Genomic DNA, 23,923 nt, shown 5'->3' on the forward strand with positions numbered 1-23,923 from the left:
TCCGTTACGCCGGTACGTCGGCCAGCGCGGACTCCAACTGCGCCAGCAGCGGCCGGGCGTTCATCCGGCGACAGCCGGCGAGGGCCTCCTCCAGCAGGCCGCGGGCCGCCGCCGCATCCCCCGACGCCAGCAGCGCCCGGGCCAGCGGCGGCACCGCCAGGGCCCGCACCAGGCTCTGCCCCGAGCGGCGGCCCAGCTCGTCCGCCGCCCGCAGCTGGCGCAGCGCCTGCGCCGTGTCCCCGCGCTCCAGGGCGATCCGGCCCAGCCCGATCCGCGCCGCGCTCTGCCCGGCCAGGTCCCCGGAGCCGACCGTGAAGGCGAGGATCTCCCGGAAACCGGCCTCCGCCTCGGCCGGCCGGCCCAGCATCCGCTGGGCGTCCGCGACCCAGCGCAGCATGCACATCCGGGGCCAGGCCGCGCCACCGAGCTCCGCCACGGCCAGGGCCTCCTGCAGCAGCTCCAGGGCGCGCCCGGTCTCGCCGCGCGCGAGGAGCACCTGGCCGATGCCGCGCAGGGAATGAGCCTGGCCGTAGCGGTCGCCGGCCGCCTCGAAGACGGCCACCCCGCGGCGGCAGCGGCGCAGCGCCTCGTCGTTGCGGCCCTGGACCCGGTCCAGGTACGAGAGCACCCAGCCCGCGTACGCCGCCCCGTGCGCGTCCCCGAGCTCCCGGAACAGCGCCTCGCCGGCCTCCAGCATGGCCCGGGCCGGTCCCCACCCTCCCCCTGACTCCGGCGGGGCGACCCCCACCCGGCAGGCCCGCAGCCGCCCGAGACCGACCAGCATCACCGCCTCGCCGGGGCGGTCGCCCGCGGCCCTGGCCGCCGCGAGCCCCGCCTCCTGGACCGCCTGCCAGCCGGCCAGGTCGCTGCGCAGGTCGAACACGTACTCCCCGGCCGCCGCGAGCTCCCGGCAGGCGTGCGGATCCACGCGCGCGGCCTGCCGTACGGTCGCCACCAGCGCGTCCCGCTCGGCCCCCAGCCACCGCACCGGGTCGGCCCGCGGCCCGGCGAGCAGCGCCGGATCGGGGACCCGGGCGGCCGTCGGCCCGCCGAGCCCGGGGTAGTCCAGGCCCTGGTGGGCCTTGCGGCCCTCCCGTACGAGCGCCACCCAGCAGGCCAGTACGCGGCGCAGCACCGGCTCCGCCCGGGCGGCCGGACCGGCGAGCTCCCGGCCGAACGCGCGGACGAGGTCGTGCATGCGGTAGCGCAGCCCGCCCGCCTCGTCGCGTCCGGCGACCTCCAGCAGGTGCGCGGCGGTGAGCGCGTCGAGGGCCTGCTCGGCGGTGTCCAGGGGGGAGTCCAGGACGGCCGCGGCCGTCCAGGCCGCGCAGTCGGGGGCGTCCAGCAGCGCCAGCCCGCGCAGCAGGGTGCGGGCGTCACCGGGCAGCGCGCGGTAGCTGAGCCGCAGCCCTGCCCGCACCCCGTCGAGTACGTCGAGCCGGGCCCGCTCGTCCTCCAGACGCGCTGCGAGGCCGGCCAGTTCCCGGTGGGGGAGCGCGGCCAGCTCGGCGCCCACGATCCGCAGCGCGAGCGGCAGCCGCCCGCACAGCCGCACCAGCTCCCGGGCCGCCCCGGCCTCGGCCGCGACCCGCCCGGCCCCGGCGATCCGGCCGAGCAGCGCCAGGGCGCTCGCCTCGTCCAGCAGCGGGAGCGCGAGGACGGTCGTCCGGTCCCTCGGCGCGGTGAGCCGCCGGCGGCTGGTGACGAGCACGGCGCAGCCGGCGCCGGCCCCCGGCAGCAGGGCCCGGACCTGGGCCCCGGTCGCCGCGTTGTCCAGGACCACGAGGATCCGCCGGCCGGCGACCAGGCTCCGGTAGAGGGCCCCGCGCTCGCCCGGGTCGGCGGGCACGGCAGGCCCGTCGACGCCGAGGCCGCGCAGGAACCCCGCGAGGACCTCGGCCGGTTCGGCGGCGGCCGCCGGGTCGGCGCCGCGAAGGTCCACGTACAGCTGCCCGTCGGGGAACTCCGCGCGCACGCCGTGCGCCACCCGCAGCGCGAGCGCGGTCTTCCCGACCCCGGCCGCCCCGGCCACCACGCACACCTCCCCCCGCCGAACCGTCTGCCGCAGCAGCTCGACCTCCCGCTCCCGCCCGACGAACGCGCCGCCGCCATCGGGCAACTGGGCGGGCCGGGCGTCTGGCGGCGCGTGCCCGCCCGGGGCGGTCGGCTCCGGCTCCGGTTCCGGCTCCGGTTCCGGTTCCGGTTCCGGCTCGGGGAGCGGGGGCGGCCGGCGCAGTGCATCCGCGTCGGAGAGGACCGCCGCGTGCAGGGCACGGAGTTCCGGGCGGGGGTCCAGGCCCGTCTCGGCGGCGAGCCGGCGGCGGGCCCGGGCGAACGCCTCGAGCGCCTCGCCGCGCCGGCCCGCACGGTACAGGGCCAGCATGTGGAGCTCCACCAGCCGCTCCCGCAAAGGGTGTTCGGCGCTGAGCGCGGCCAGCTCCGCGCACACCTGCGCATGCCGGCCGAGTTCCAGGTCGGCGGCCAGGGCCTGTTCGACGCAGTCCAGCCGGGTCTGCTCCAGCCGGGCCGTCGCCGACTCGAAGATGCGCCCTCGGAGCCCGCCCAGCGCAAGGGGGCCCCGCCACAGGTCCAGGGCCTGGCCCAGGAGGGCCCGCCTTCGCGCCGGCCCGTCCGCCGCGTCGGCCGCTCGCCGCAGCCGCGCGAACTCCCGTACGTCTAACAGTGCTTGTCCCGGCTCCAGCAGGAATCCCGCGTCCGTGCGGGACACCGGCAGGCCGAGCCGCCGCAGCGCCCCCGCCACGTTCTGCAGCTGCTCCCGCGCCGTGGCCGGCGGGTCGTCCCACACCGCCGCGGCCAGACCGGCCGCCGGGACGACCCGGCCGGCCTCCAGCAGCAGTGCCGCCAGCACCCGCTGGCTGCGCGGTCCGCCGAGCGCCAACGGGCGCCCGTCCAGCCGCGCTTGGACCGGCCCCAGGAGCGTGAAGTCGAGGGCCATGACGCACTCCGAGGCGCTGCGGGCGGACGGACGGCGGGCCGCCGGCGGACGGGTGGCCCGTGGATGGGCTACGGATGGGCCGCCGGTGGGCGCCGATCGTAACGTCTGGCCACCCGGTCGGAGCAGGGGTCGCGCCTATTCCGCTTCTTCGGCCGCATCCCACTCCTCCGAGAGGACATCCCCCATGCGTACCCGCACGCGCACCGCCTCCCGGGGCGCCGCGCTGCTGACCGTCGCGTTCCTCGGCCTGGCCGGTCTCACCGCGCCCCGCGCCGAGGCCGACACGTCCTCACCGCCCGCAGGCCCCGCCGTCGCCGTCGCGATGGGCGACAGCTTCATCTCCGGCGAGGGCGGCCGCTGGCTCGGCAACACCGACCGCTACGACGGCAGCCGCAACGGCACCGACCGGGCCTGGACCGGCGGTTCCAAGTACGACCCGGGCAAGGTCTACGGGAGCACCGGCGCGGTCGGCGGCTGCCACCGCTCGGACGTCTCGGAGATCGCCACCGCCCCGCTCCCCGGCATCGACGAGCGCATCAACCTCGCCTGCTCCGGGGCCGAGACCGTCAACGTCCTCAGTACCGCCGCGGGCGGGCAGCCGTATCACGGCGAGGCACCGCAGACCGACCGCCTCGCCGCCCTCGCCCGCGCCCGGCGGGTCAGGGTGATCGCCCTGTCCATCGGCGGGAACGACCTCGGCTTCGGCGCGGTCATCGGCGACTGCGCGTACGACTGGTACTTCAAGCGGCTGTGCTGGAAGAAGCAGGCGCCGGTCGTCGAGCAGAAGCTGCCGGGCGTGCAGGCCAAGGTCACGGCGGTGGTGGACGACATACGGGCCACCATGCGGGCCGCCGGGTACGCGGACGGCGACTACCGGCTGGTCCTGCAGTCCTACCCCTCGCCGATCCCGGGCGGGGAGTCCTTCCGGCTGTCGCAGAACGACTCGGACCGCATGTACAAGGACGGCTGCCCCTTCAACGACCGCGACGCGACCTGGGCGGCGTACACGCTCGTCCCGCAGATCGGCGACATGGTCAAGTCGGTGGCGGCCGCCCGCGGCACCGACTACCTGGACCTGCGCGACGCGCTGGCCGGGCACGAGGTGTGCTCGCTCGGCACGGAGCAGGTGGGCCGGAGCGGGCCGGACGCACGGCAGGACGAGTGGTTCCGCTTCCTGGACTACGCGAACACCCAGGGCACGCTGGAGGAGTCCATGCACCCGAACGCCCACGGGCAGCGGGCGATGGCCGCCTGCCTCGGGCTGGTGGGCGCGGCGGCACCGGGCCGGTACGCGTGCACACAGGACTGGTTCGGCGACGGCGACCCGGGCCGGATGCGGATCCGGCCGGTGAGCTGACCGAACGGACGGGGTGGGCGGGCGCCCCGGGCACCCGCCCACCCCTCGCCCTCACCGGCACACGTTGCGGTGCGCGACGTCCAGCACGAACCGCTCGGGCCCGTGCAGCGTGAAGGAGGTGAAGGACGGCTTGCTGTTGAAGGCGGCGCCGAAGGTGACGTACCCCTCGAAGTCGCCGGTCATCGCGAGGCCCTTGAGCCGGGGCAGGTAGATCTTGACGAGCTTCGGCCCGTGGTACGTGCTGTCGCCCGCGCGGTTGTGCGCGGCGGCGGGATGCAGGCGGATCTGCAGGAAGTACTTCCCGGCCAGCGGGACGGGCTTGCCGGATCCGTCCTGGACCAGCTTCGCCGCGCGGGTGACGGTGACCCCGGGGACGTGTCCCCGCAGGTCGATGACGATGCGGTCGTACGTGCAGTGCCCGCCCCAGCGGGCATTGACGACGAGCGGCGTGGGCCGGACGACGGCCGAGGCCGGCGCGGCGAGGGTGATCCCGGCGGTGAGCAGCACACCTGTGGCAAGGGCCACGAGCTGCCGGCGGCGGAGGTGGTTCATGACGTCCCCCTGATTCTTCAGAGGCGGGGACCGGTGTCACTGCTGAGGACACGCCCGGCAGGCTCATGGTTGCACCCAAAGCGCCCGAAATTAAAAGAAATGGGATAGACCTCCCCTATCGGGGCAGGAGGGTGCTCAGCTCGGCGTCGAGGTCGTAGTGCCGCTGCTCCTCGCCCCGCGGCACCAGCCGGACCAGCCGCCGGCACAGCGCGCGCACGTCCTTCGCCCGGGCGGACACCACGCAGCTCCGCTCGCCGTTGGTGAAGGCGAGGAACACCCGCGGCTCCCTGCCCTGCCGGCGCGGCCACACCTGGACGTCCCCCTCGCCCGTCGCGCAGGTCTCCCCGTCGAGCAGCAGGTCCCGGGAGAACACCCAGCGCGCCACGTGCAGCCCTGCGCCCCGGAAGTCGAGAGCCAGCTCGTAGGGCCGGTCGCAGCGGTACGTGAAGCCCCCGAGCAGCGGCAGGGGCGCGGGCGAGGCCTCCAGCCGGAGCGGGAGGACGTGGTGCTCGATACCGTCCGTGCCGTCCATGCGCTCCACCTCTCTGCCGGCTCACGGGGGGAATCCGCCCTCTCGGGCAAGCTAGCCCACCTCCAGGCCGCCCCCGCGGGCCGAAGGTCCCGACCCGGAGGGCCGCTGGACCCGTCTTGTCACAGGAACGCGCAGCGGCCCGCCCTCCGGGGGAAGGGCGGGCCGCCGCGTCACCGGTCCGTTACGGGACGGGGTTGAAGACGAACGAGTCGTTGGACTGCCCGATGGCGGTGAAGCCGGCGCCGTTGGCCTGGGCGCCGTTGCTCTGGTTGGACGCCCCGGAGCCGGTGGCGACCTGCTGGGTGGTGGAGGCGTTGCCGGGGTTGCTGCCGGCGACCCCGCTCCCGAGGATCTCGGCGACGGCGGCGTCGGACGAGACGCCCGCACCGGCCCCGTTGTCGGCCTGGGCGACGCCGGCGAAGAGCGCGACGGCGAAGGGGAGCGAGGCGACTGCGGAGATCACGCGGATGCTGCGGTTGCTTGCCAAGATGAAGTCCTCCAGTACGCAAAAGGCTGCGGTCCAAGGCGGTTGGCCGGCCGCCGGGGGTGTGGCCGCGACGTCACGTGATCACCATGGCGCACGTGATCATCGAGAGACCAGCCCGCGGCCGAGGGTTCGCCCTCACGCGTGATCAACTCCCGGCAAACCTCAAATCACCTGCGAATACCACCTGTTGTGGCGGGCAAAGCGGAGGGGCCCGACGCGTTGCGCCGGGCCCCTCCCTCGTCATGCGTGCCGGATCAGCACTCGATGACGTTGACCGCCAGACCGCCGCGGGCGGTCTCCTTGTACTTGATCTTCATGTCGGCGCCCGTCTCCTTCATGGTCTTGATGACCTTGTCGAGGGAGACCTTGTGGGTGCCGTCGCCGCGCATGGCCATCTTGGCCGCCGTGACCGCCTTGACCGCCGCCATGCCGTTGCGCTCGATGCACGGGATCTGGACGAGGCCGCCGACCGGGTCGCAGGTCAGGCCCAGGTTGTGCTCCATGCCGATCTCGGCCGCGTTCTCCACCTGCTCCGGGGTGCCGCCCAGGACCTCGGCGAGGGCGCCGGCCGCCATCGAGCAGGCCGAGCCGACCTCGCCCTGGCAGCCGACCTCGGCGCCGGAGATCGAGGCGTTCTCCTTGAAGAGCAGGCCGATCGCACCGGCCGCCAGCAGGAAGCGGACCACGCCCTCCTCGTCGGCGCCGGGCACGAAGTTCATGTAGTAGTGCAGGACCGCCGGGATGATGCCCGCGGCGCCGTTCGTCGGAGCGGTGACCACCCGCCCGCCCGCGGCGTTCTCCTCGTTCACGGCCATCGCGTAGAGGGTGATCCACTCCATCGACAGCGCCAGCGGGTCGCCCTCGGAGCGGAGCTTGCGGGCGGTGTTCGCCGCCCGGCGCCGGACCTTCAAGCCGCCCGGCAGGATGCCCTCGCGCGACATGCCGCGCGAGACGCACGCCTGCATGACGCGCCAGATCTCGAGCAGGCCCTCGCGGATCTCCTCCTCCGTGCGCCAGGCCTTTTCGTTCTCCAGCATCATCGCGGAGATCGACAGGCCGCTTTCCCGGGCCATGCGCAGCATCTCGTCGCCGCTGCGGAAGGGGTACTTCAGCGCCGTGTCGTCGAGCTTGATCCGGTCCTCGCCGACCGCGTCCTCGTCCACCACGAAGCCGCCGCCGACCGAGTAGTACGTCTTCTCCAGCAGCGGGGTGCCCGAGGCGTCGTACGCGAAGAGGGTCATTCCGTTCGCGTGGTACGGCAGGGACCGGCGGCGGTGCAGGATCAGCTGGCTCGGCTCGTCGAAGGCGATCTCGTGCGCCTCCCCTATCTCGGTGCCGAGGAGGCGCAGGCGGCCCGTCCGGCGGATGCGCTCCACCTCGTCGTCGGCCGTCTCCACGTTCACCGAGCGGGGGGAGTGGCCCTCCAGGCCCAGGAGCACCGCCTTGGGCGTGCCGTGGCCGTGGCCGGTCGCGCCGAGGGAGCCGTACAGCTCGGCCCGGACCGCTGCGGTCTGGGCGAGCACGCCGTCCTTCTTCAGCCGGGTCACGAACATGCGGGCGGCCCGCATCGGACCGACCGTGTGGGAGGAGGAGGGACCGATGCCGATGGAGAAGAGATCGAAGACGGAGATGGCCACGGTGGCGGACTCCCTTGTCTGCTCGTGGGTGGAGGGGCAGGCGGGGTGGATCGTGCGAGGGGGGATTGTTCGGATTTTGTCCGACAGTCGAGCTTAACGTGGCGAGGTGAACGTTTCGTCTGCCCGAGATGGTCGCCGGACGGCGCTCGGGTATGGCTCGTGTCACACGGGAAGGGCCCGGCCCTGTGTGACACAAGGCCGGGCCCCCCAAGCCGCCGCCTAGAGCGTCGGGTACAGCGGGAACTTCGCCGCGAGCGCGGAGACGCGGGCCTTGAGGGCCTCGCTGTCGTAGGCCGGCTTCAGCGCCTGCGCGATGATCTCGGCGACCTCGGTGAAGGCCTCGGCGTCGAAACCGCGGGTGGCGAGGGCCGGCGTGCCGATCCGCAGACCCGAGGTGACCATCGGAGGCCGCGGGTCGTTCGGGATGGCGTTGCGGTTGACCGTGATGCCGACCTCGTGGAGGCGGTCCTCGGCCTGCTGCCCGTCCAGCTCGGAGTTGCGCAGGTCGACCAGGACCAGGTGCACGTCGGTGCCGCCGGTGAGGACGTCCACGCCCACGGCCTTGACGTCGTCCTGGACCAGGCGGGCGGCGAGGATCTTCGCGCCCTCCAGGGTGCGCTCCTGGCGCTCCTTGAACTCGGGCGAGGCCGCGACCAGGAAGGAGACCGCCTTGGCCGCGATCACGTGCTCCAGCGGGCCGCCCTGCTGACCCGGGAAGACCGCGGAGTTGATCTTCTTGGCCAGCTCCTGCGTCGACAGGATGACACCGCCGCGCGGACCGCCGAGGGTCTTGTGCGTGGTGGTGGTGACGACGTGGGCGTGCGGCACCGGGTTCGGGTGCAGGCCCGCGGCGACCAGGCCGGCGAAGTGCGCCATGTCGACCATCAGGTACGCGCCGACCTCGTCCGCGATGCGGCGGAAGGCGGCGAAGTCCAGCTGGCGCGGGTAGGCGGACCAGCCGGCGACGATCAGCTGCGGCTTGGACTCCTTGGCGAGGCGCTCGACCTCGGCCATGTCGACCTCGCCGGTCTCGTCGACGTGGTACGGGACCACGTTGTAGAGCTTGCCGGAGAAGTTGATCTTCATGCCGTGGGTCAGGTGACCGCCGTGGGCCAGGTTCAGGCCCATGATCGTGTCGCCCGGCTTCAGCAGCGCGAACATCGCGGCGGCGTTCGCCTGCGCACCCGAGTGCGGCTGGACGTTCGCGGCCTCGGCGCCGAACAGCGCCTTGATGCGGTCGATCGCGATCTGCTCGACCACGTCGACGTGCTCGCAGCCGCCGTAGTAACGGCGGCCGGGGTAGCCCTCGGCGTACTTGTTGGTCAGGACCGAGCCCTGGGCCTCCATGACGGCGACCGGAGCGAAGTTCTCCGACGCGATCATTTCCAGGGTGGACTGCTGGCGTGCGAGCTCGGCGTCGACGGCGGCGGCGACGTCCGGGTCGAGCTCGTGGAGGGGGGTGTTCAGAACAGACATCAGGATCCCCTGTGGTCAGTTACCGGCGGTGAGCTTGGCGTACTCGTCGGCGGAGAGCAGGTCGGCCGGCTCCTCCGCGATGCGCACCTTGAACAGCCAGCCGCCCTCGAACGGGGCGGTGTTCACGAGCGCCGGGTCGTCCACGACGTCCTGGTTGGCCTCGACGACCTCACCGGTGACGGGGGAGTACAGGTCGCTGACCGACTTGGTGGACTCCAGCTCGCCGCAGGTCTCGCCCGCGGTCACCGTGTCGCCGACCTCGGGGAGCTGGGCGTAGACGACGTCACCGAGCGCGTTGGCCGCGAACTCCGTGATGCCGACCGTCGCGACGCCGTCCTCGGCGGTCGACAGCCACTCGTGCTCCTTGCTGTAACGCAGCTGCTGGGGGTTGCTCATGACCTGATTCTCCTGGATGCGGGGGAGTGGATACGAACAGTGGTCTTGCGTACTGAGACGGCCGGTACGGCGCCCGTACGGCCCCGGTGGGAACCCGGTACGGGGTACGGGTTACTTCTGCCGCTTGTAGAACGGCAGGGCCACGACCTCGTACGGCTCATGCGTACCGCGAATGTCCACGCCGACACCGGAGGCGCCGGGTGCGGCGTGTGCCGCGTCCACGTACGCCATCGCGATCGGCTTGCCCAGCGTCGGGGACGGGGCACCCGAGGTGACCTCGCCGATGACCTGCCCGCCGGCCACCACGGGGAAGCCGGCGCGCGGGACGCGGCGGCCCTCGGCGATCAGGCCGACCAGCTTGCGCGGCGGGTTCGTGGCGGCGCGCTCGGCGGCGGCCTCCAGGGCGGCGCGGCCCACGAACTCGCCCTCCTTCTCGAACTTCACGACCCGGCCCAGCCCCGCGTCGAACGGGGTGAGGGAGGTGGTCAGCTCGTGCCCGTACAGCGGCATGCCCGCCTCCAGGCGCAGGGTGTCGCGGCAGGACAGGCCCGCCGGGACCAGGCCGACGCCCTCGCCGGCCTTGGTCAGCGCCTGCCACAGCTCTACGGCGTGCTCGGGGGCGACGAACAGCTCGAAGCCGTCCTCGCCCGTGTAGCCCGTACGCGCGATCAGCGCGGGCACGCCGGCGACCGTGCCCGGCAGGCCGGCGTAGTACTTCAGGCCGTCCAGGTCTGCGTCGGTGAGGGAGGCGAGGATGCCGGGGGACTCCGGGCCCTGGACGGCGATCAGCGCGTACGCGTCGCGGTCGTCGCGGACCTCGGTGTCGAAGCCGGCGGCGCGCTCGGTCAGGGCGTCGAGGACGACCTGGGCGTTGGAGGCGTTCGCGACGACCATGTACTCGGTCTCGCCCAGGCGGTAGACGATCAGGTCGTCGACGATCCCGCCGTCCTCCTGGCAGATGTGCGTGTAGCGGGCGCGGCCGACGCCGACGGTGGAGATGTTGCCGACCAGCGCGTAGTCCAGGGCCTTGACGGCCTCGGGGCCGGTCAGCGTGATCTCGCCCATGTGGGACAGGTCGAAGAGGCCGGCCTTGGTGCGGACGGCGTTGTGCTCGTCGCGCTCACTGGCGTACCGCAGGGGCATGTCCCAGCCCGCGAAATCGGTCATGGTCGCACCGAGCGATCGGTGCAGCGCATCGAGGGCGGTCAGGCGGGGGGCAGTGCTCATGGGTGTGGCTCCCGGGTCCCAGGGCATGACATGACGAGGACGATCCTCCCCATCTGTCATCGGAACCTGAGAGGTTCGCCGAGAGTTCCCGGTCGGACCCGGGGAACCTCGACTTGCACCTTGGGTGGAGCGCGCGCGGATGCCGTCATGAGGGACGGCGGCGCGGCTCGCTTTTCAGATCTGCCTCATCCACGCGGTACGGGGCCTGAGAGATTCAAGGGAGGAACTTGCTCCTTCGGCGCCCGGGCACGGCCTCACGGCCTGCCGGGACTCTCCCGCGCGGATTCAAGCGGCCGGTATGCAGTTGGTCCAGATGGCGCACATCATTGCACGCCGTCCGGGTGATCGGGCGGTCGGGCCCGAAAGAACGTACGGACAGGTGAGGAGGCCGGGAAGCGCAGGCCGGAACCGGGCGCTGCCGGATTACCGTCTCTTTACACTCAGTGGGCATGAGGGGCCCTGCGGGCCCGATGGGGGAAGGCGATCACTGTGCGGAGATTCGGAGTGCTGGCGGCGACCGGGACGGGAGCCGTGGACGGGGTGCCGGCGGCGCGGCGGGCGCGCTCCATCGGCGGTCCCGTACGCGACCTGCGCGGCCGGGGGCCGCACGGACCGCAGTGGCTCGGCTTCGCCGAAGGGGACATCGTCGTGGTGTCCGGCCTGCCGGGCGGCGGCAAGAGCACGCTGATCAAGCGGGCCGCGGAGGGCGGCGGCATCGACTCCCAGGACGTGCGCGAGCGCTGGGAGCGGCGCATGCCGCGGGCGCTGCCGTACGCGGTGTACCGGCCGGTGGTCCGCTGCGCGCACTACTGGGGGCTGTGGCGGGCGCTGCGCTCGGGGGCCTCGGCGGTGGTCCACGACTGCGGGACGCAGAGCTGGGTGCGGAGCCTGCTGGCCGCGGCCGCGCGGCGGCGGGGCCGGGCGCTGCACCTGCTGCTGCTGGACACCACCCCCGAGGAGGCCCTGTCCGGGCAGGCGGCGCGGGGGCGCGGGGTGTCGGCGTACGCCTTCGCCCGCCATCGCGGCGCGGTGGCCCGCCTGCTGCGCGAAGCGGAATCCGGCCGTCTTCCCGCGGGCTGCACATCGGCGGTCCTCCTGGACCGCGCCTCGGCCGCCCGTGTGACCCGCATAGCGTTCCGGCGGGGCTCCTCGTAGTGCGGCCGTCGTTCGAGGCGCCGGGGTCCGGGGCGGAGCCCCCGGCAAGGAGACCGGCCCGAGCCGTTAACCTCGGGCCGACAGCGTGGGGCGAAATCAGCGGAGGCGTACATGCAGGGCGGCGGCTGGCCGGACAACGAGCTGGAGCAGGTGCTCGGGGCGGCGCTCGGGCAGACGGACGCCGGGGCCCGGATCGTCGAGGTGCTCGGCCGGAGCCGGCTCTGGGTGCCCCTGCCCGGCGGTGGCGGCCCGGACGGGGCCGGCATCATGCTGCCCACCATGGAGATCGACGGGGCGGCGTACGTCCCCGTCTACAGCTCCGAGGCCCAGTTCCGCGCCTGCGCCGGACCCGCCATGGACTTCGCCGTCGCCCCCGCCGTCGAGTTCGCCCGCGGCCTGCCCCCGCAGCTCGGCATCGCCGTGAACCCCGAGGGCGCCGTCGGCGTCCCGCTGCCCCCGCCCGCCGTCGCGGAGCTCTGCCGCATCGGCCGGACCCCGCTCGACGGCCCCGCCACCGGCGGCCGCGTCCGGCTCTACGAGCCCGACTGGCAGGAAGACCCGGTGGACTTCCTGACCGCCGCCGCCGAGGAGTTCCGCGCCACCGGCGTGGTCGCCGCCGCCCACCGCTGCCTCGCCAGCGTCGAGGGCGGGGCCCCGGAGCTCTACATCGGTGTCCGGCTGCTGGGATGGGAGCCCGAGATGCGGAATGCCCCGATGGACGCCCTCGGCCGGGCCCTGACCCGGGTACCGCCGCCCTGGCCGGTGCAGTTGATCCTCCTGGACGCCGCGCAGGACCCGGTGGTCGACTTCATCGTTACGCGCGTACGCCCCTTCTACCTCCCGTAGGGCCGCTTAAGCTGGGTGCGGATACGGGTGGGACGACGGGCAGACGAAGAAGGAGTACCGGGTGAGTGCGTCAGGCACGGCCGCGGCCGGGCAGCTCGAGCACATGATGCGCCAGGTGACTCCCGGGCGCTACGAGAGCTATGAGTCGCTTCTGCACGCCCTCGCCGAGGGCCGCCTGTGGATGCTGCTCTGGCAGGGCCAGCCGGGCTCCCCGGACGCCCAGTACGGCGGCATGGAGGTCGAGGGCCTCGGGTACGCGCCGTGCGTGACCTCCCCCCAGGAGCTGGCCGCCAGCGGCTGGAACAGGGGCTACGAGGTGGTCACCGGCCGGGACATCGCCCGCGCCCTCTACCCGGACCGCTGGGGCCTGTGGCTCAACCCGCACGCCCAGGGCGGCGGCCTCGGCATCCCCTGGGCCGACCTGCGCCGGATCGCCACCGGCCTCGACCGGATGCCGGCCGGCCCGCTGCGGCTGTCCGAGCCCGCCCTCGAGCTCCCGCAGTTCTACGGGCTGCTGACCCAGCACGCGCACCGCACCCCCGCCGTCCGCTCGCTGCGCCGTGCTTGGGTGCAGCCTTCGCTGGGCTCGCCCTACCTCGCGGTCGGGCTCGACCTGTACGACGCCTCCGCGCCCGCGCTGGAATCCGTACGGGAGATGATGCGCCAGTCGGTCGGCGCGGTCCCCGAGGGCGTGCCGGTGTGCACGGTGGCGCTGGCGGACGAGCACGATCCGGTCGCGATGTGGCTGCGCGCCCAGAGCCGCCCCTTCTACGACCGTGAGGGCCAGGCCCCCGCGTACTGACCCGGGAGGCACCGACCTCGTCCGGCTCTGTCCGGGCACTGGGACAGCCGTATCGAACCGACCGAAGGCCGCAGGGAACCACCGTTCCCTGCGGCCTTCGGCTTGTCCGGTTTTCGCCCCTGTTGTGGGGCCAAAAGGCATGGGCCTCACGCGAGTTGGGCGCCATGTCCGATTGCGTACCGAACGGACGGTCTTGATCCGCTCAGGCGAGAGCGAAGTCCGGATAACGGGAACCGGACCCTCACATCACGGTTGCGCATCCATTCATCTGCGGGTCTGGCGGCTGATTGCAGCGCCGATGAAGACTCCCCACCCAAGAGCCGGTCAGTCCTGCGAAGTCCGGTTCGGCATATGCATTTCGCTTGTGGCTCTGCCCCGCACTTCCTGCAGTTCTTGCACTTCAGCACGCGTCCTGCGTGTCACCACGCACTCCGAGCGCCACTCCGCACCAACGCCGCCACAGCGGCGGGCATGGGCCGGCAACCCGTCGGCCGAGAGGGGTCCCCACCACGATGACGGCACCACTGCATGACACGAGCGCGGAAACACCCGCAACCGTGTCCGTAGCCGACGTCCCTGCCAAGGCCATCGAAGGCCGCTCGCCCGGCCGCATCGCCTGGATGCGGCTCAAGCGCGACAAGGTCGCGCTGACCGGCGGCGTGGTCGTGATCTTCCTGATCCTGGTGGCGGTCTTCGCACCGCAGATCGTGAGCCTGCTGGGCCACCCGCCCAACGAGTTCCACGAGGACTTGATCGACCCGGACCTGGGCACACCGCTCGGCTCCTTCGGCGGGATGAGCTCCGACTTCCTGCTCGGCGTCGAACCCACCAACGGCCGCGACGTGTTCAGCCGGATCGTCTACGGCGCCCGCATCTCCCTGGTCGTCGCCTTCCTGTCGGCCTTCGTGTCGGTCACCATAGGCAGCCTGCTCGGCGCGCTCGCCGGGTTCCTCGGCGGCTGGGTCGACGGCCTCATCAGCCGCCTGATGGACCTGCTGCTCGCCTTCCCGCAGCTGCTGTTCACCATCGCCCTGGTCTCCGTCGTCCCCAACTCCCTCTGGGGGTTCGAGGGTTCGGGTGTCCGGATGGGCGTCCTGATCGTCGTCATCGGCTTCTTCGGCTGGCCGTACATCGGCCGTATCGTCCGGGGCCAGACGATCTCCCTGCGGGAGCGCGAGTACGTCGAGGCCGCGCGCAGCCTCGGCGCCGGCCGCGGCTACATCCTGATCAAGGAGCTGCTGCCCAACCTGGTCGCGCCGATCCTCGTCTATTCGACGCTGCTCATCCCGACCAACATCCTGACGGAGGCGGCCCTCAGCTTCCTCGGTGCCGGCGTCAAGCCGCCCACCGCCTCCTGGGGAAAGATGCTCTCCGACGCCATCCCCATCTACCAGGACGACCCCGCGTACATGGTGGTCCCGGGTATCACGATCTTCATCACCGTCCTGGCGTTCAACCTCTTCGGGGACGGGCTGCGTGACGCACTCGACCCCAAGGGCAGCTGAACCGCTTCATCGATTCACCCACCTATGGAGGTTGGACCAACGTGATCCGCAGAAAGCAGGCATTCGCGATCACCGCCGTGATCGCCGCCCTGTCCCTGACCGCCGCGTGCGGTGGCAGTGACGGCGACAAGAAGTCCGAGGGCAAGGGTGGTGGTGGCGCCGCATTCAACGCCGCGACCACCGCCATGGTGAACCCCTCGGACGCCAAGGGCGGCGAGCTCAAGCTCTGGTCGCCGCAGGACGTCGACTACCTCGACCCGGCGCGTGCCTACTACGGCTTCGTGTGGGACATCCAGCGCCTCTACGTGCGCCAGCTGCTCGCGTACGACAGCAAGCCGGGCAAGGACGGCAGCAAGATCGTCCCGGACCTCGCCGAGGCCCTGCCGGTCCTGAGCAACGAGGGCAAGACGTACACCCTCAAGATCAAGGACGGCGTGAAGTTCGAGGACGGTACGCCGATCACCTCGAAGGACTTCAAGTACGGCATCGAGCGCGTCTTCGCGCAGGACGTGCTGTCCGGCGGTCCCACCTACCTGATCGACCTGCTCGACCAGGGCCAGAAGTACCCCGGCCCCTACAAGGACACCGACCCCAACAAGATGGGTCTGAAGTCCGTCGAGACGCCGGACGACAAGACGATCGTCTTCAACCTGGCGAGCGCCAACTCCGACTTCAGCTACCTGCTGGCCATGCCGTCCTCCTCGCCGGTCCCGGCGGGCAAGGACACGGGCGCCACGTACACCAACAAGCCGGTCTCCACCGGCCCGTACAAGGTCGAGAGCTTCACCGCGAGCAAGGGCGCGACCTTCGTCCGCAACGAGAACTGGGACCCGAAGACCGACACGATCCGCAAGGGTCTGCCGGACAAGGTCTCGTTCACGGTGACCACCAACCCGGACGACATGGACGCGCGTCTGCTGTCGGGCGACATCGACCTCGCCATCGACGGCACGGGCATGCAGCAGGCCGGCAAGAACAAGGTCCTCAAGGACGAGAGCCTGAAGAAGAACGCGGACAACCCGTTCACGGGCTACATCCGCTACTTCGCCTTCCCGACCACGGTCGCGCCGTTCGACAACATCGAGTGCCGCAAGGCCGTCATCTACGCGGCCGACCCGAAGTCCCTGCAGACCGCCCGCGGCGGCCCGACCAGCGGTGACCTCGGCGCGAACATGCTGCCGCCCGGCATCCCCGGTTCCGACAAGGGCTACGACCCGTACAACCTGACCAAGGGCGAGCCGCAGGAGGCCAAGGCCAAGGAGGCCCTCAAGGCCTGCGGCAAGCCGGACGGGTTCGAGACCACCATCGCGGTGCGCAACAACCGTGCTCCCGAGGTGAAGACCGCCGAGTCCCTCCAGGCGTCGCTCGCCAAGGTCGGCATCAAGGTCACCATCGACCAGTACGACGGCAAGCTCTCCTCCTCCACGATCGGTTCGCCCGAGAACGTGAAGAAGAAGAACTACGGCATCATCGTGATGGGCTGGGGCGCCGACTACAACTCCGGCTCGGGCTTCCTGCAGCCGCTCGTCGACGGCAAGTTCATCCAGCCGAACGCCAACAACAACTACACGATGATCAACGACCCGGAGATCAACGAGCTCTTCAAGACGGCTGCTGCCGCCGCGACTCCGGAAGCCGCTGCTCCGTTCTACACGGACATCAACAAGAAGGTCATGGAGAAGGCTCTCTACCTTCCGATCAACTTCGACAAGGCCTTCGTCTACCACAACCCGCGTCTGACGAACGTCTACTTCAACGACTCCATGGGCAAGATCGACCTGGCCACCGTCGGCATCGCCGCCAAGTAGTCGAGTCGTCGAGTCGTCACGTAACAACAGGCAAGTGCCTTCACCGCACATGCGCTAGTCCGAAGGGCAGGTGAAGGCCGCAGGCGGCGGCTGCCGTCCCCACGAGGGACGGCAGCCGCCCGCCCCGGGCGGCCGACTGCAGTGCTCGTCTACCTCATACGGCGGCTGTTCAACGTCGTCGCCACGCTGCTGGTGGTCTCCGTGGTCACCTTCGGCATCTTCTTCGCGGTCCCCAAGATCACAGGCAGCGATCCGGCCCTGATGTACGCCGGCCGCGAGACCAACGAGACCGCCCTGGCGGGCATCCGCGTGAAGATGGGCTTCGACAAGCCCATCTCCGAGCAGTACCTGACCTTCGTCAAGGGCATCTTCGTCGGCCGCGACTACGACGGCGGCACGGATGTCACCCACTGCGCCGCCCCCTGCTTCGGCTACTCCTTCAAGACCGAGGCGCCCGTCTGGGAGACCATGGTCGACCGCATGCCGGTCACCCTCTCGCTCGCCCTCGGCGCGGCGGTCATCTGGGTGATCGCCGGTGTGGCGACCGGTGTCGTCTCGGCGCTCAAACGCCGGACGGCCATCGACCGCACCGTGATGGTCGGCGCGCTCGCCGGCGTCTCCCTGCCGATCTTCTTCACCGGCATGGTGGCCCCCGCGATCTTCGTCTACAGCCTCGGCTGGCTGGACGTGTCCAACTACAAACCGTTCACCGAGGATCCGGTGGCCTGGCTCAACTCCCTGATCCTGCCCTGGATCACCCTGGCCTTCCTCTTCGCCGCCACCTACGCCCGCATCACCCGCGCCACGATGCTCGAGGTCCTCGGCGAGGACTACATCCGCACCGCCCGCGCCAAGGGGCTCAAGGAGGGCGTGGTCATCCGCAAGCACGCCCTGCGTTCCACCCTCACCCCGATCGTCACGATGTTCGGCCTGGACCTCGGCGGACTCCTCGGCGGCGCGGTGCTCACCGAGACGACCTTCAACTTCCAGGGTCTGGGGACGGCGGCCGTGGCCGCCATCGGCCAGGGCGACCTGCCCGTGATCATGGGCGTCACCCTGCTCGCCGCGCTCTTCGTGGTGATGGCCAACCTGATCGTGGACCTGCTGTACGCCGTCATCGACCCGCGCGTGAGGCTGACGTGACCGAGAACCCCACCACCGCCTCCGACGAGAGCACCTCCGGCGGGCCCGCCTTCGTCCCCGAGCAGGCCGGGCCGCCGAAGGACGCCGCGTTCCTCTCCGTACGCGACCTCAAGGTGCACTTCCCGACCGACGACGGCCTGGTCAAGTCCGTCGACGGGCTCTCCTTCGACCTCGAGCGCGGCAAGACGCTCGGCATCGTCGGCGAGTCCGGCTCCGGCAAGTCGGTGACCTCGCTGGCCATCATGGGCCTGCACCGCACCGGCAACGCCCGCAGCCGCCCGGACATCTCGGGCCAGGTCGTCCTCGACGGCGAGGACCTGGTACGCGCCGACGCGGACCACGTGCGCAAGCTGCGCGGCCGCAAGATGGCGATGGTCTTCCAGGACCCGCTGTCCGCGATGCACCCGTACTACTCGGTCGGCAAGCAGATCATCGAGGCGTACCGGACCCACCAGGACGTCGACAAGAAGACCGCCCGCACCCGAGCGGTCGAGATGCTCGACCGGGTCGGCATCCCCGAGCCCCACCGGCGCGTGGACGCGTACCCGCACGAGTTCTCCGGCGGTATGCGCCAGCGCGCGATGATCGCGATGGCGCTGGTCAACAACCCCGAACTGCTCATCGCGGACGAGCCGACCACCGCCCTCGACGTCACCGTCCAGGCGCAGATCCTCGACCTGATCCGCGATCTGCAGAAGGAGTTCGGCTCCGCGGTCATCATGATCACGCACGACCTCGGCGTGGTCGCCGAGATGGCCGACGAGATCCTCGTGATGTACGGCGGCCGGTGCGTCGAGCGCGGCACCGCCGAGAAGGTCTTCTACGAACCCCGCCACCCCTACACCTGGGGCCTGCTCGGCTCCATGCCGCGCATCGACCGCGAGCAGACCGAGCGCCTGATCCCGGTCAAGGGTTCGCCGCCCAGCCTCATCAACATCCCGAGCGGCTGCGCCTTCAACCCGCGCTGCCCGTACGCCGACATCCCCAAGGGCGGCATCACCCGCACCCAGCGGCCCGAGCTCACCGAGGACGACAGCCGGCACTGGTCCGCCTGCCACATGTCGCAGGAGGAGCGGACCCGGATCTGGACCGAAGAGATTGCGCCGAAGCTGTGACCGAGATGAAGAAGACGGCGGACGCCTCCGGGGAACCGCTGCTGAAGGTGACCGGCCTGGTCAAGCACTTCCCCATCAACAAGGGGCTGCTGCGCCGGCAGGTCGGGGCCGTCAAGGCCGTGGACGGCATCGACTTCGACGTCCGGCGCGGTGAGACGCTCGGCGTCGTCGGCGAGTCCGGCTGCGGCAAGTCGACGATGGGCCGGCTGATCACGCGGCTGCTGGAGCCCACCGGCGGCACGGTCGAGTTCGAGGGGCGCGACATCACGCACCTCGGGGTCTCCGGGATGCGCCCGCTGCGCCGCGACGTGCAGATGATCTTCCAGGACCCGTACGGCTCGCTGAACCCGCGGCACACGGTCGGCACGATCGTCAGCGCCCCGTTCAAGCTGCAGGGCGTGCAGCCGGAGGGCGGCCTGAAGGCGGAGGTGCAGCGCCTGCTGTCCCTGGTGGGCCTCAACCCGGAGCACTACAACCGCTACCCGCACGAGTTCTCGGGCGGCCAGCGCCAGCGCATCGGCATCGCCCGCGCGCTGGCCCTGAAGCCGAAGCTGGTCGTCGCCGACGAGCCGGTCTCGGCGCTGGACGTGTCGATCCAGGCCCAGGTGGTCAACCTGCTGGACGACCTCCAGGAGGAGCTCGGCCTCACGTACGTGATCATCGCGCACGACCTGTCGGTCATCCGCCATGTGTCGGACCGCATCGCGGTGATGTACCTCGGCAAGATCGTGGAGCTGACCGACCGCAAGTCGCTGTACGAGAACCCGATGCACCCCTACACGAAGGCGCTGCTGTCGGCCGTGCCGGTGCCGGACCCGCGCCGGCGCGGCGCGAAGAGCGGACGCATCCTGCTCAAGGGCGACGTGCCCTCGCCGATCTCGCCCCCCTCCGGCTGCCGCTTCCACACGCGGTGCTGGAAGGCCACGCAGATCTGCACGACGCAGGAGCCGCCGATGCTGGCCCTGGCCACGGGCCACCAGGTGGCCTGCCACCACCCGGAGAACGCCACCGACCAGGCCCCGGGCGACCCGGCCCTGCCGGGCGCGGCGGAAGCGGTGGTGACGGTCTCGGAGTAACCGGGCCCACCTCGTCCGGTGTCCCGGGTTCCGCGTAGCGGTCGGAGCCCGGGACACCGGCTTGTCCGCGCCCGGCCGCGGGGCTCCGGCCGGGGCTGCGGGCCTTCGGGGGTGGACGGCCGGGGTGGCGGGCCCGGCCCGTCGAACAGACGGCCAGGCGAACGGCACAATGGGGCAGTGCTCCACGATCTCTTCCCGCCCGGGATCCAGCATGCCCTGGACCTCGCCGGCATCTTCGTCTTCGCCACCGCAGGCGCCCTGCTCGCCGTACGCAAGAACTTCGACGTCTTCGGCATCTGCGTCCTCGCGCTGGCCACCGCCCTCGGCGGCGGCCTCTTCCGCGACCTCGTCATCGGCGCCGTTCCGCCCGCCGCCTTCGGCGAGCTCAGCTTCTTCGTGACCCCGCTGATCGCCGCGGCCTGCGTCTTCTTCCTGCATCCCGAGGTGCAGCGCATCAACCGGGCCATCAACGTCTTCGACGCCGCGGGCCTCGCCCTCTTCTGCGTGACCGGCACGACCAAGGCGTACGAGTTCGGCCTCGGACTCACCGCGTCCGCCGCGCTGGGTCTGGTCACCGCCGTCGGCGGGGGCGTCCTGCGCGACGTCCTGGCCAATGAGGTGCCGTCGCTGCTGCGCGACCGCGAGATGTACGCCGTCCCTGCCATCGTCGGTGCCTCGATGGTGGCCGTGTTCATCGCGTTCGACATGCTCAACGCCGTGACCACCGCCGCGGCGATCATCACCACCTTCGTGCTCCGGCTGCTCGCCATGCGCTACCACTGGCGGGCCCCGCTGGCCTGGAACCGCCGCTCCTCGGTGGCCGAAGAGCCGTAACCAGCATGTAGCAAAGGAAAGCTACCGCTTAGTAGCTTCGCGTTGTAGTGTCGAATTCATGACGTACGCAGCGGCCCAGGCATCCATCGGCGACAGCGAGTTCGACCGCGACACCACCGTCACCGCCCGCGCGGGCGAACCCGGTGTGTACGACACCGAGCTCTCCGCCGGATGGACGATCATCACCGCCGTCAACGGCGGCTATCTGCTGGCCCTGGTCGGCCGGGCGCTGTCGGCGGCCCTGCCGCACCCGGACCCCTTCACCGTCTCCGCGCACTACCTGACCTCGTCGGTACCCGGACCTGCGGTGATCCGCACCGAGGTGGTCCGGGTGGGCCGCACCCTCTCCACCGGCCAGGCCTCCCTCTTCCAGTACGACGAGAACGGCGCCGAGATCGAGCGGATCCGCGTCGTCGCCTCGTACGGCGACCTCGCCTCCCTCCCGGACGACGTCCGCACCACGGCCGTCCCGCCGGTGATCCCGCCCTACGCCGACTGCCTCGGCCCGGAGGCCGGCCCGGCCCCGATCCCCGGCAGCAACGCGATCGTGGACCGGCTCCGGCTGCGGCTGGACCCGGCGACGGCGGGCTGGGCGCTCGGCGCGCCGTCGGGGAAGGGTGAGATGCGGGCCTGGTTCGAGCTGGCCGACGGCCGTGACGCCGACCCGCTCTCGATGCTGCTCGCCGTGGACGCGCTGCCGCCGACCTGCTTCGACCTGGGCCTGATGGGCTGGAGCCCGACCATCGAGCTCACCACCCACATCCGCCATCGCCCGGCCCCGGGCCCGCTGCGGATCTCCATCACGACCCGGAACCTCGCCGGGGGCTTCCTGGAGGAGGACGCCGAGGTCTGGGACTCCGCGGACCGCCTGGTGGCCCAGTCCCGCCAACTGGCCCGCGCCCCCCGCTGACCCCTCGGGGAGCGGGGAGTTCCGGTCAGGTCGGGCCGGATGCGGCTCCGGCGGGGTTTGGGGACCGGCCGTTCGGGGGCAGGGGCCCGAGCGGGGTCCGGGCAGGGCCCGCCGGGCGAGCCCGTCCAGGCCGGCCGGGTGCGGCCCGGCGGGAGGGCAGGGCCCCGCGGGGTCCGGCCCCGTGGAGCGGACTCGTAGAATCGGGGGATCATGGCCTACCTCGACCACGCCGCCACCACTCCGATGCTCCCGGAGGCCGCTGCGGCGATGACCGCGCAGTTCGCCGCCACGGGTAACGCGTCCTCCCTCCACGCCGCCGGCCGCCGCGCCCGCCGTACCGTCGAGGAGGCCCGCGAGGCCCTCGCCGAGGCACTCGGCGCCCGCCCGAGCGAGGTGGTCTTCACCGCCGGCGGCACGGAGGCCGACAACCTCGCCGTCAAGGGCCTCTACTGGGCCCGCCGCGACCGGGACCCCGCCCGGACCCGCGTGCTCGCCAGCCCCGTCGAGCACCACGCCGTCCTCGACGCCGTCCACTGGCTCGGCGAGCACGAGGGCGCGCAGGTCGAGTACCTCCCCGTCGACCGCTACGGCCGGGTGCACCCCGAGGTCCTCCGGGAAGCCATCGCGCGCAACCCCGACGACGTGGCCCTGGCCACCGTCATGTGGGCCAACAACGAGATCGGCACCGTCATGCCGGTCCGTGAACTGGCCGCCGTGGCCCGTGAGTTCGCGATCCCCCTGCACTCCGACGCCGTCCAGGCCTTCGGCCAGCTCGACGTCCGCTTCGGGGACAGCGGCCTCGCCGCGATGACCGTCAGCGGCCACAAGGTCGGCGGCCCGTACGGCATCGGCGCGCTGCTGCTCGGCCGCGACCAGAGCCCCGTACCCGTCCTGCACGGCGGCGGCCAGGAGCGGCACGTGCGCTCCGGGACCCTCGACGTGCCCGCCGTCGCCGCCTTCGCGGTGGCCGCCGTGATCGCCGCCGAGCGGCGCGAGCGGTTCGCCGCCGAGATCGGCGCGCTGCGCGACGAACTGGTCGCCGCCGTGCTCCGGGAGGTACCCGACGCCGTCCTCGGCGGGGACCCGGACGACCGGCTCCCGGCGAACGCGCACTTCAGCTTCCCCGGCTGCGAGGGCGACTCCCTGCTGCTCCTGCTGGACGCCCAGGGCATCGAGTGCTCCACCGGCTCCGCCTGCACCGCCGGCGTGGCCCAGCCCAGCCACGTCCTGCTGGCCACCGGTACGGATCCGCAGCTGGCCCGCGGGACCCTGCGCTTCTCCCTCGGCCACACCTCCACCAAGGAGGACGTCGCGGCCGTCGCCGCCGCCATCGGCCCGGCCGTCGAGCGCGCCCGTACCGCAGGCCTCAGCTAGGGGACGTCCGGCCGGCCGGACACCCCGAGGCCTCGGTCGGTCAGCCCGAGGCCTTGGCGGGGGCCGCCGCGAGCTCCGAGCGGACCAGGCCGAGGTACCGGTCCCAGTCCCAGTGGCGGCCCGGGTCCGTGTGGTCGGTGCCCGGGACCTCGGAGTGGGCCAGTATGTGCCTACGGTCCACCGGTATGTCGTATCTGCGGCACAGATCGGCGGCCAGCCGGGCCGAGGCCGCGTACATCGCCTCCGTGAAGTCCTGCGGCCGGTCCACGAAGCCCTCGTGCTCGATGCCCACGCTGCGCTCGTTCATCGAGCGGTTGCCCGAGTGGAAGGCGACGTCCATCTCCCGCACCATCTGCTCGATGCGGCCGTCCTGGCCGACTATGTAGTGCGCCGACGCCCGGTGGAACGGGTTCTTGAAGGCGTCCACCGAGGACGCGAAGCTGCCCTGTGTGACATGGACGACGATCCGGTCCACCCGGTAGTCCTCGGGGCGGTCCGCCATCCGCCAGTTCGCAGGCGAGGCCGACGTCCAGCCCACGCCCACGTGGTCCACCTCACCCTCCTTGCGGGGCTTGCCCACGCCCGGCAGCAGCCACCAGGCGCGCCTCAGCTCGTCATGCCCGGCGATCGCCGCCACCGTGAAGACCCCGAGCCCCCCGAACAGCAGCGCCCGGCGGGTCCTGCGCGGCGCCGCCTCCGGCGCAGCTTTCACCTTGCTCCCCATGTGATCCACCC

The 23,923-nt window shown here is 72.0% G+C and carries 21 protein-coding genes and 1 riboswitch; of the genes, 12 read left to right on the forward strand and 9 right to left on the reverse strand.

The window, feature by feature from the left end:
• Nucleotides 1-4 precede the first annotated feature (4 nt).
• Nucleotides 5-2,956: an AfsR/SARP family transcriptional regulator gene (locus ACZ5WG_RS03170; RefSeq protein WP_468720205.1), complete on the reverse strand. Its 2,952-nt coding sequence runs from the start codon at nucleotides 2,954-2,956 to the stop codon at nucleotides 5-7.
• Nucleotides 2,957-3,140: 184 nt separating this feature from the next.
• Between ACZ5WG_RS03170 and ACZ5WG_RS03175 the strand changes: the two genes are divergently transcribed.
• Nucleotides 3,141-4,313 carry a GDSL-type esterase/lipase family protein gene (locus ACZ5WG_RS03175; RefSeq protein WP_468720207.1) on the forward strand — a complete coding sequence of 391 codons (1,173 nt, stop codon included), beginning with the start codon at nucleotides 3,141-3,143 and terminating at the stop codon, nucleotides 4,311-4,313.
• Nucleotides 4,314-4,364: 51 nt separating this feature from the next.
• Here ACZ5WG_RS03175 and ACZ5WG_RS03180 read toward each other — a convergent pair whose 3' ends face one another.
• The 7 genes from ACZ5WG_RS03180 to gcvT form a co-directional block, all read right to left on the reverse strand.
• Nucleotides 4,365-4,865, reverse strand: coding sequence for an AMIN-like domain-containing (lipo)protein (locus ACZ5WG_RS03180; protein WP_468720208.1), 501 nt, complete (start codon nucleotides 4,863-4,865; stop codon nucleotides 4,365-4,367).
• A gap of 115 nt (nucleotides 4,866-4,980) precedes the next feature.
• Complete coding sequence (locus tag ACZ5WG_RS03185) at nucleotides 4,981-5,397, reverse strand: SsgA family sporulation/cell division regulator (protein ID WP_468720210.1); 417 nt, start codon at nucleotides 5,395-5,397, stop codon at nucleotides 4,981-4,983.
• 181 nt (nucleotides 5,398-5,578) lie between these two features.
• The gene (locus ACZ5WG_RS03190; RefSeq protein WP_468720211.1) at nucleotides 5,579-5,884 is read right to left on the reverse strand and encodes a hypothetical protein; all 306 of its coding nucleotides are present in this window, start codon (nucleotides 5,882-5,884) and stop codon (nucleotides 5,579-5,581) included.
• Nucleotides 5,885-6,138: 254 nt separating this feature from the next.
• A complete protein-coding gene (locus ACZ5WG_RS03195) occupies nucleotides 6,139-7,521 on the reverse strand; it encodes an L-serine ammonia-lyase (RefSeq protein WP_468720213.1) in 1,383 nt (460 codons plus the stop codon).
• Between the two features lie 219 nt (nucleotides 7,522-7,740).
• Nucleotides 7,741-8,997 carry a serine hydroxymethyltransferase gene (glyA, locus tag ACZ5WG_RS03200; protein WP_468720214.1) on the reverse strand — a complete coding sequence of 419 codons (1,257 nt, stop codon included), beginning with the start codon at nucleotides 8,995-8,997 and terminating at the stop codon, nucleotides 7,741-7,743.
• 15 nt (nucleotides 8,998-9,012) lie between these two features.
• Nucleotides 9,013-9,393: a glycine cleavage system protein GcvH gene (gene gcvH / locus ACZ5WG_RS03205; protein ID WP_365955453.1), complete on the reverse strand. Its 381-nt coding sequence runs from the start codon at nucleotides 9,391-9,393 to the stop codon at nucleotides 9,013-9,015.
• Nucleotides 9,394-9,504: 111 nt separating this feature from the next.
• Entirely contained in the window at nucleotides 9,505-10,620 is a 1,116-nt protein-coding gene (gcvT, locus tag ACZ5WG_RS03210; protein WP_468720215.1) for a glycine cleavage system aminomethyltransferase GcvT, read from the reverse strand.
• A gap of 184 nt (nucleotides 10,621-10,804) precedes the next feature.
• Nucleotides 10,805-10,908: riboswitch (glycine riboswitch) on the reverse strand.
• Nucleotides 10,909-11,103: 195 nt separating this feature from the next.
• On the opposite strand from gcvT, the gene ACZ5WG_RS03215 reads away from it, so the two are divergent.
• The 11 genes from ACZ5WG_RS03215 (at nucleotide 11,104) to ACZ5WG_RS03265 (ending at nucleotide 23,188) form a co-directional block, all read left to right on the forward strand.
• A complete protein-coding gene (locus ACZ5WG_RS03215) occupies nucleotides 11,104-11,775 on the forward strand; it encodes an AAA family ATPase (RefSeq protein WP_468720520.1) in 672 nt (223 codons plus the stop codon).
• Nucleotides 11,776-11,886: 111 nt separating this feature from the next.
• Nucleotides 11,887-12,621 carry an enhanced serine sensitivity protein SseB gene (locus ACZ5WG_RS03220; RefSeq protein ID WP_468720216.1) on the forward strand — a complete coding sequence of 245 codons (735 nt, stop codon included), beginning with the start codon at nucleotides 11,887-11,889 and terminating at the stop codon, nucleotides 12,619-12,621.
• Nucleotides 12,622-12,682: 61 nt separating this feature from the next.
• The gene (locus tag ACZ5WG_RS03225) at nucleotides 12,683-13,423 is read left to right on the forward strand and encodes an enhanced serine sensitivity protein SseB C-terminal domain-containing protein (RefSeq protein ID WP_266663507.1); all 741 of its coding nucleotides are present in this window, start codon (nucleotides 12,683-12,685) and stop codon (nucleotides 13,421-13,423) included.
• A 512-nt stretch (nucleotides 13,424-13,935) separates the two neighbouring features.
• The gene (locus ACZ5WG_RS03230; RefSeq protein ID WP_383520955.1) at nucleotides 13,936-14,928 is read left to right on the forward strand and encodes an ABC transporter permease; all 993 of its coding nucleotides are present in this window, start codon (nucleotides 13,936-13,938) and stop codon (nucleotides 14,926-14,928) included.
• Between the two features lie 41 nt (nucleotides 14,929-14,969).
• Nucleotides 14,970-16,736, forward strand: a complete 1,767-nt coding sequence (locus ACZ5WG_RS03235) for an ABC transporter substrate-binding protein (protein ID WP_468720219.1) — start codon at nucleotides 14,970-14,972, stop codon at nucleotides 16,734-16,736.
• Between the two features lie 141 nt (nucleotides 16,737-16,877).
• A complete protein-coding gene (locus tag ACZ5WG_RS03240) occupies nucleotides 16,878-17,879 on the forward strand; it encodes an ABC transporter permease (protein WP_468720220.1) in 1,002 nt (333 codons plus the stop codon).
• Entirely contained in the window at nucleotides 17,876-18,994 is a 1,119-nt protein-coding gene (locus ACZ5WG_RS03245; protein ID WP_468720222.1) for an ABC transporter ATP-binding protein, read from the forward strand. Before ACZ5WG_RS03240 ends, ACZ5WG_RS03245 begins: the two co-directional genes overlap by 4 nt.
• 5 nt (nucleotides 18,995-18,999) lie before the next feature.
• The gene (locus ACZ5WG_RS03250) at nucleotides 19,000-20,070 is read left to right on the forward strand and encodes an ABC transporter ATP-binding protein (protein ID WP_468720522.1); all 1,071 of its coding nucleotides are present in this window, start codon (nucleotides 19,000-19,002) and stop codon (nucleotides 20,068-20,070) included.
• A 177-nt stretch (nucleotides 20,071-20,247) separates the two neighbouring features.
• The gene (locus ACZ5WG_RS03255) at nucleotides 20,248-20,904 is read left to right on the forward strand and encodes a trimeric intracellular cation channel family protein (protein WP_468720224.1); all 657 of its coding nucleotides are present in this window, start codon (nucleotides 20,248-20,250) and stop codon (nucleotides 20,902-20,904) included.
• Between the two features lie 58 nt (nucleotides 20,905-20,962).
• The gene (locus ACZ5WG_RS03260; protein ID WP_468720226.1) at nucleotides 20,963-21,814 is read left to right on the forward strand and encodes a thioesterase family protein; all 852 of its coding nucleotides are present in this window, start codon (nucleotides 20,963-20,965) and stop codon (nucleotides 21,812-21,814) included.
• A gap of 210 nt (nucleotides 21,815-22,024) precedes the next feature.
• Nucleotides 22,025-23,188 carry a cysteine desulfurase family protein gene (locus ACZ5WG_RS03265; protein ID WP_468720228.1) on the forward strand — a complete coding sequence of 388 codons (1,164 nt, stop codon included), beginning with the start codon at nucleotides 22,025-22,027 and terminating at the stop codon, nucleotides 23,186-23,188.
• Nucleotides 23,189-23,228: 40 nt separating this feature from the next.
• Here the strand turns inward: ACZ5WG_RS03265 and ACZ5WG_RS03270 are convergent, their stop codons facing one another.
• Nucleotides 23,229-23,912: an N-acetylmuramoyl-L-alanine amidase gene (locus ACZ5WG_RS03270; protein ID WP_468720229.1), complete on the reverse strand. Its 684-nt coding sequence runs from the start codon at nucleotides 23,910-23,912 to the stop codon at nucleotides 23,229-23,231.
• Nucleotides 23,913-23,923 lie beyond the last annotated feature (11 nt).

The organism is Streptomyces sp. NPDC032745, from assembly GCF_055579465.1.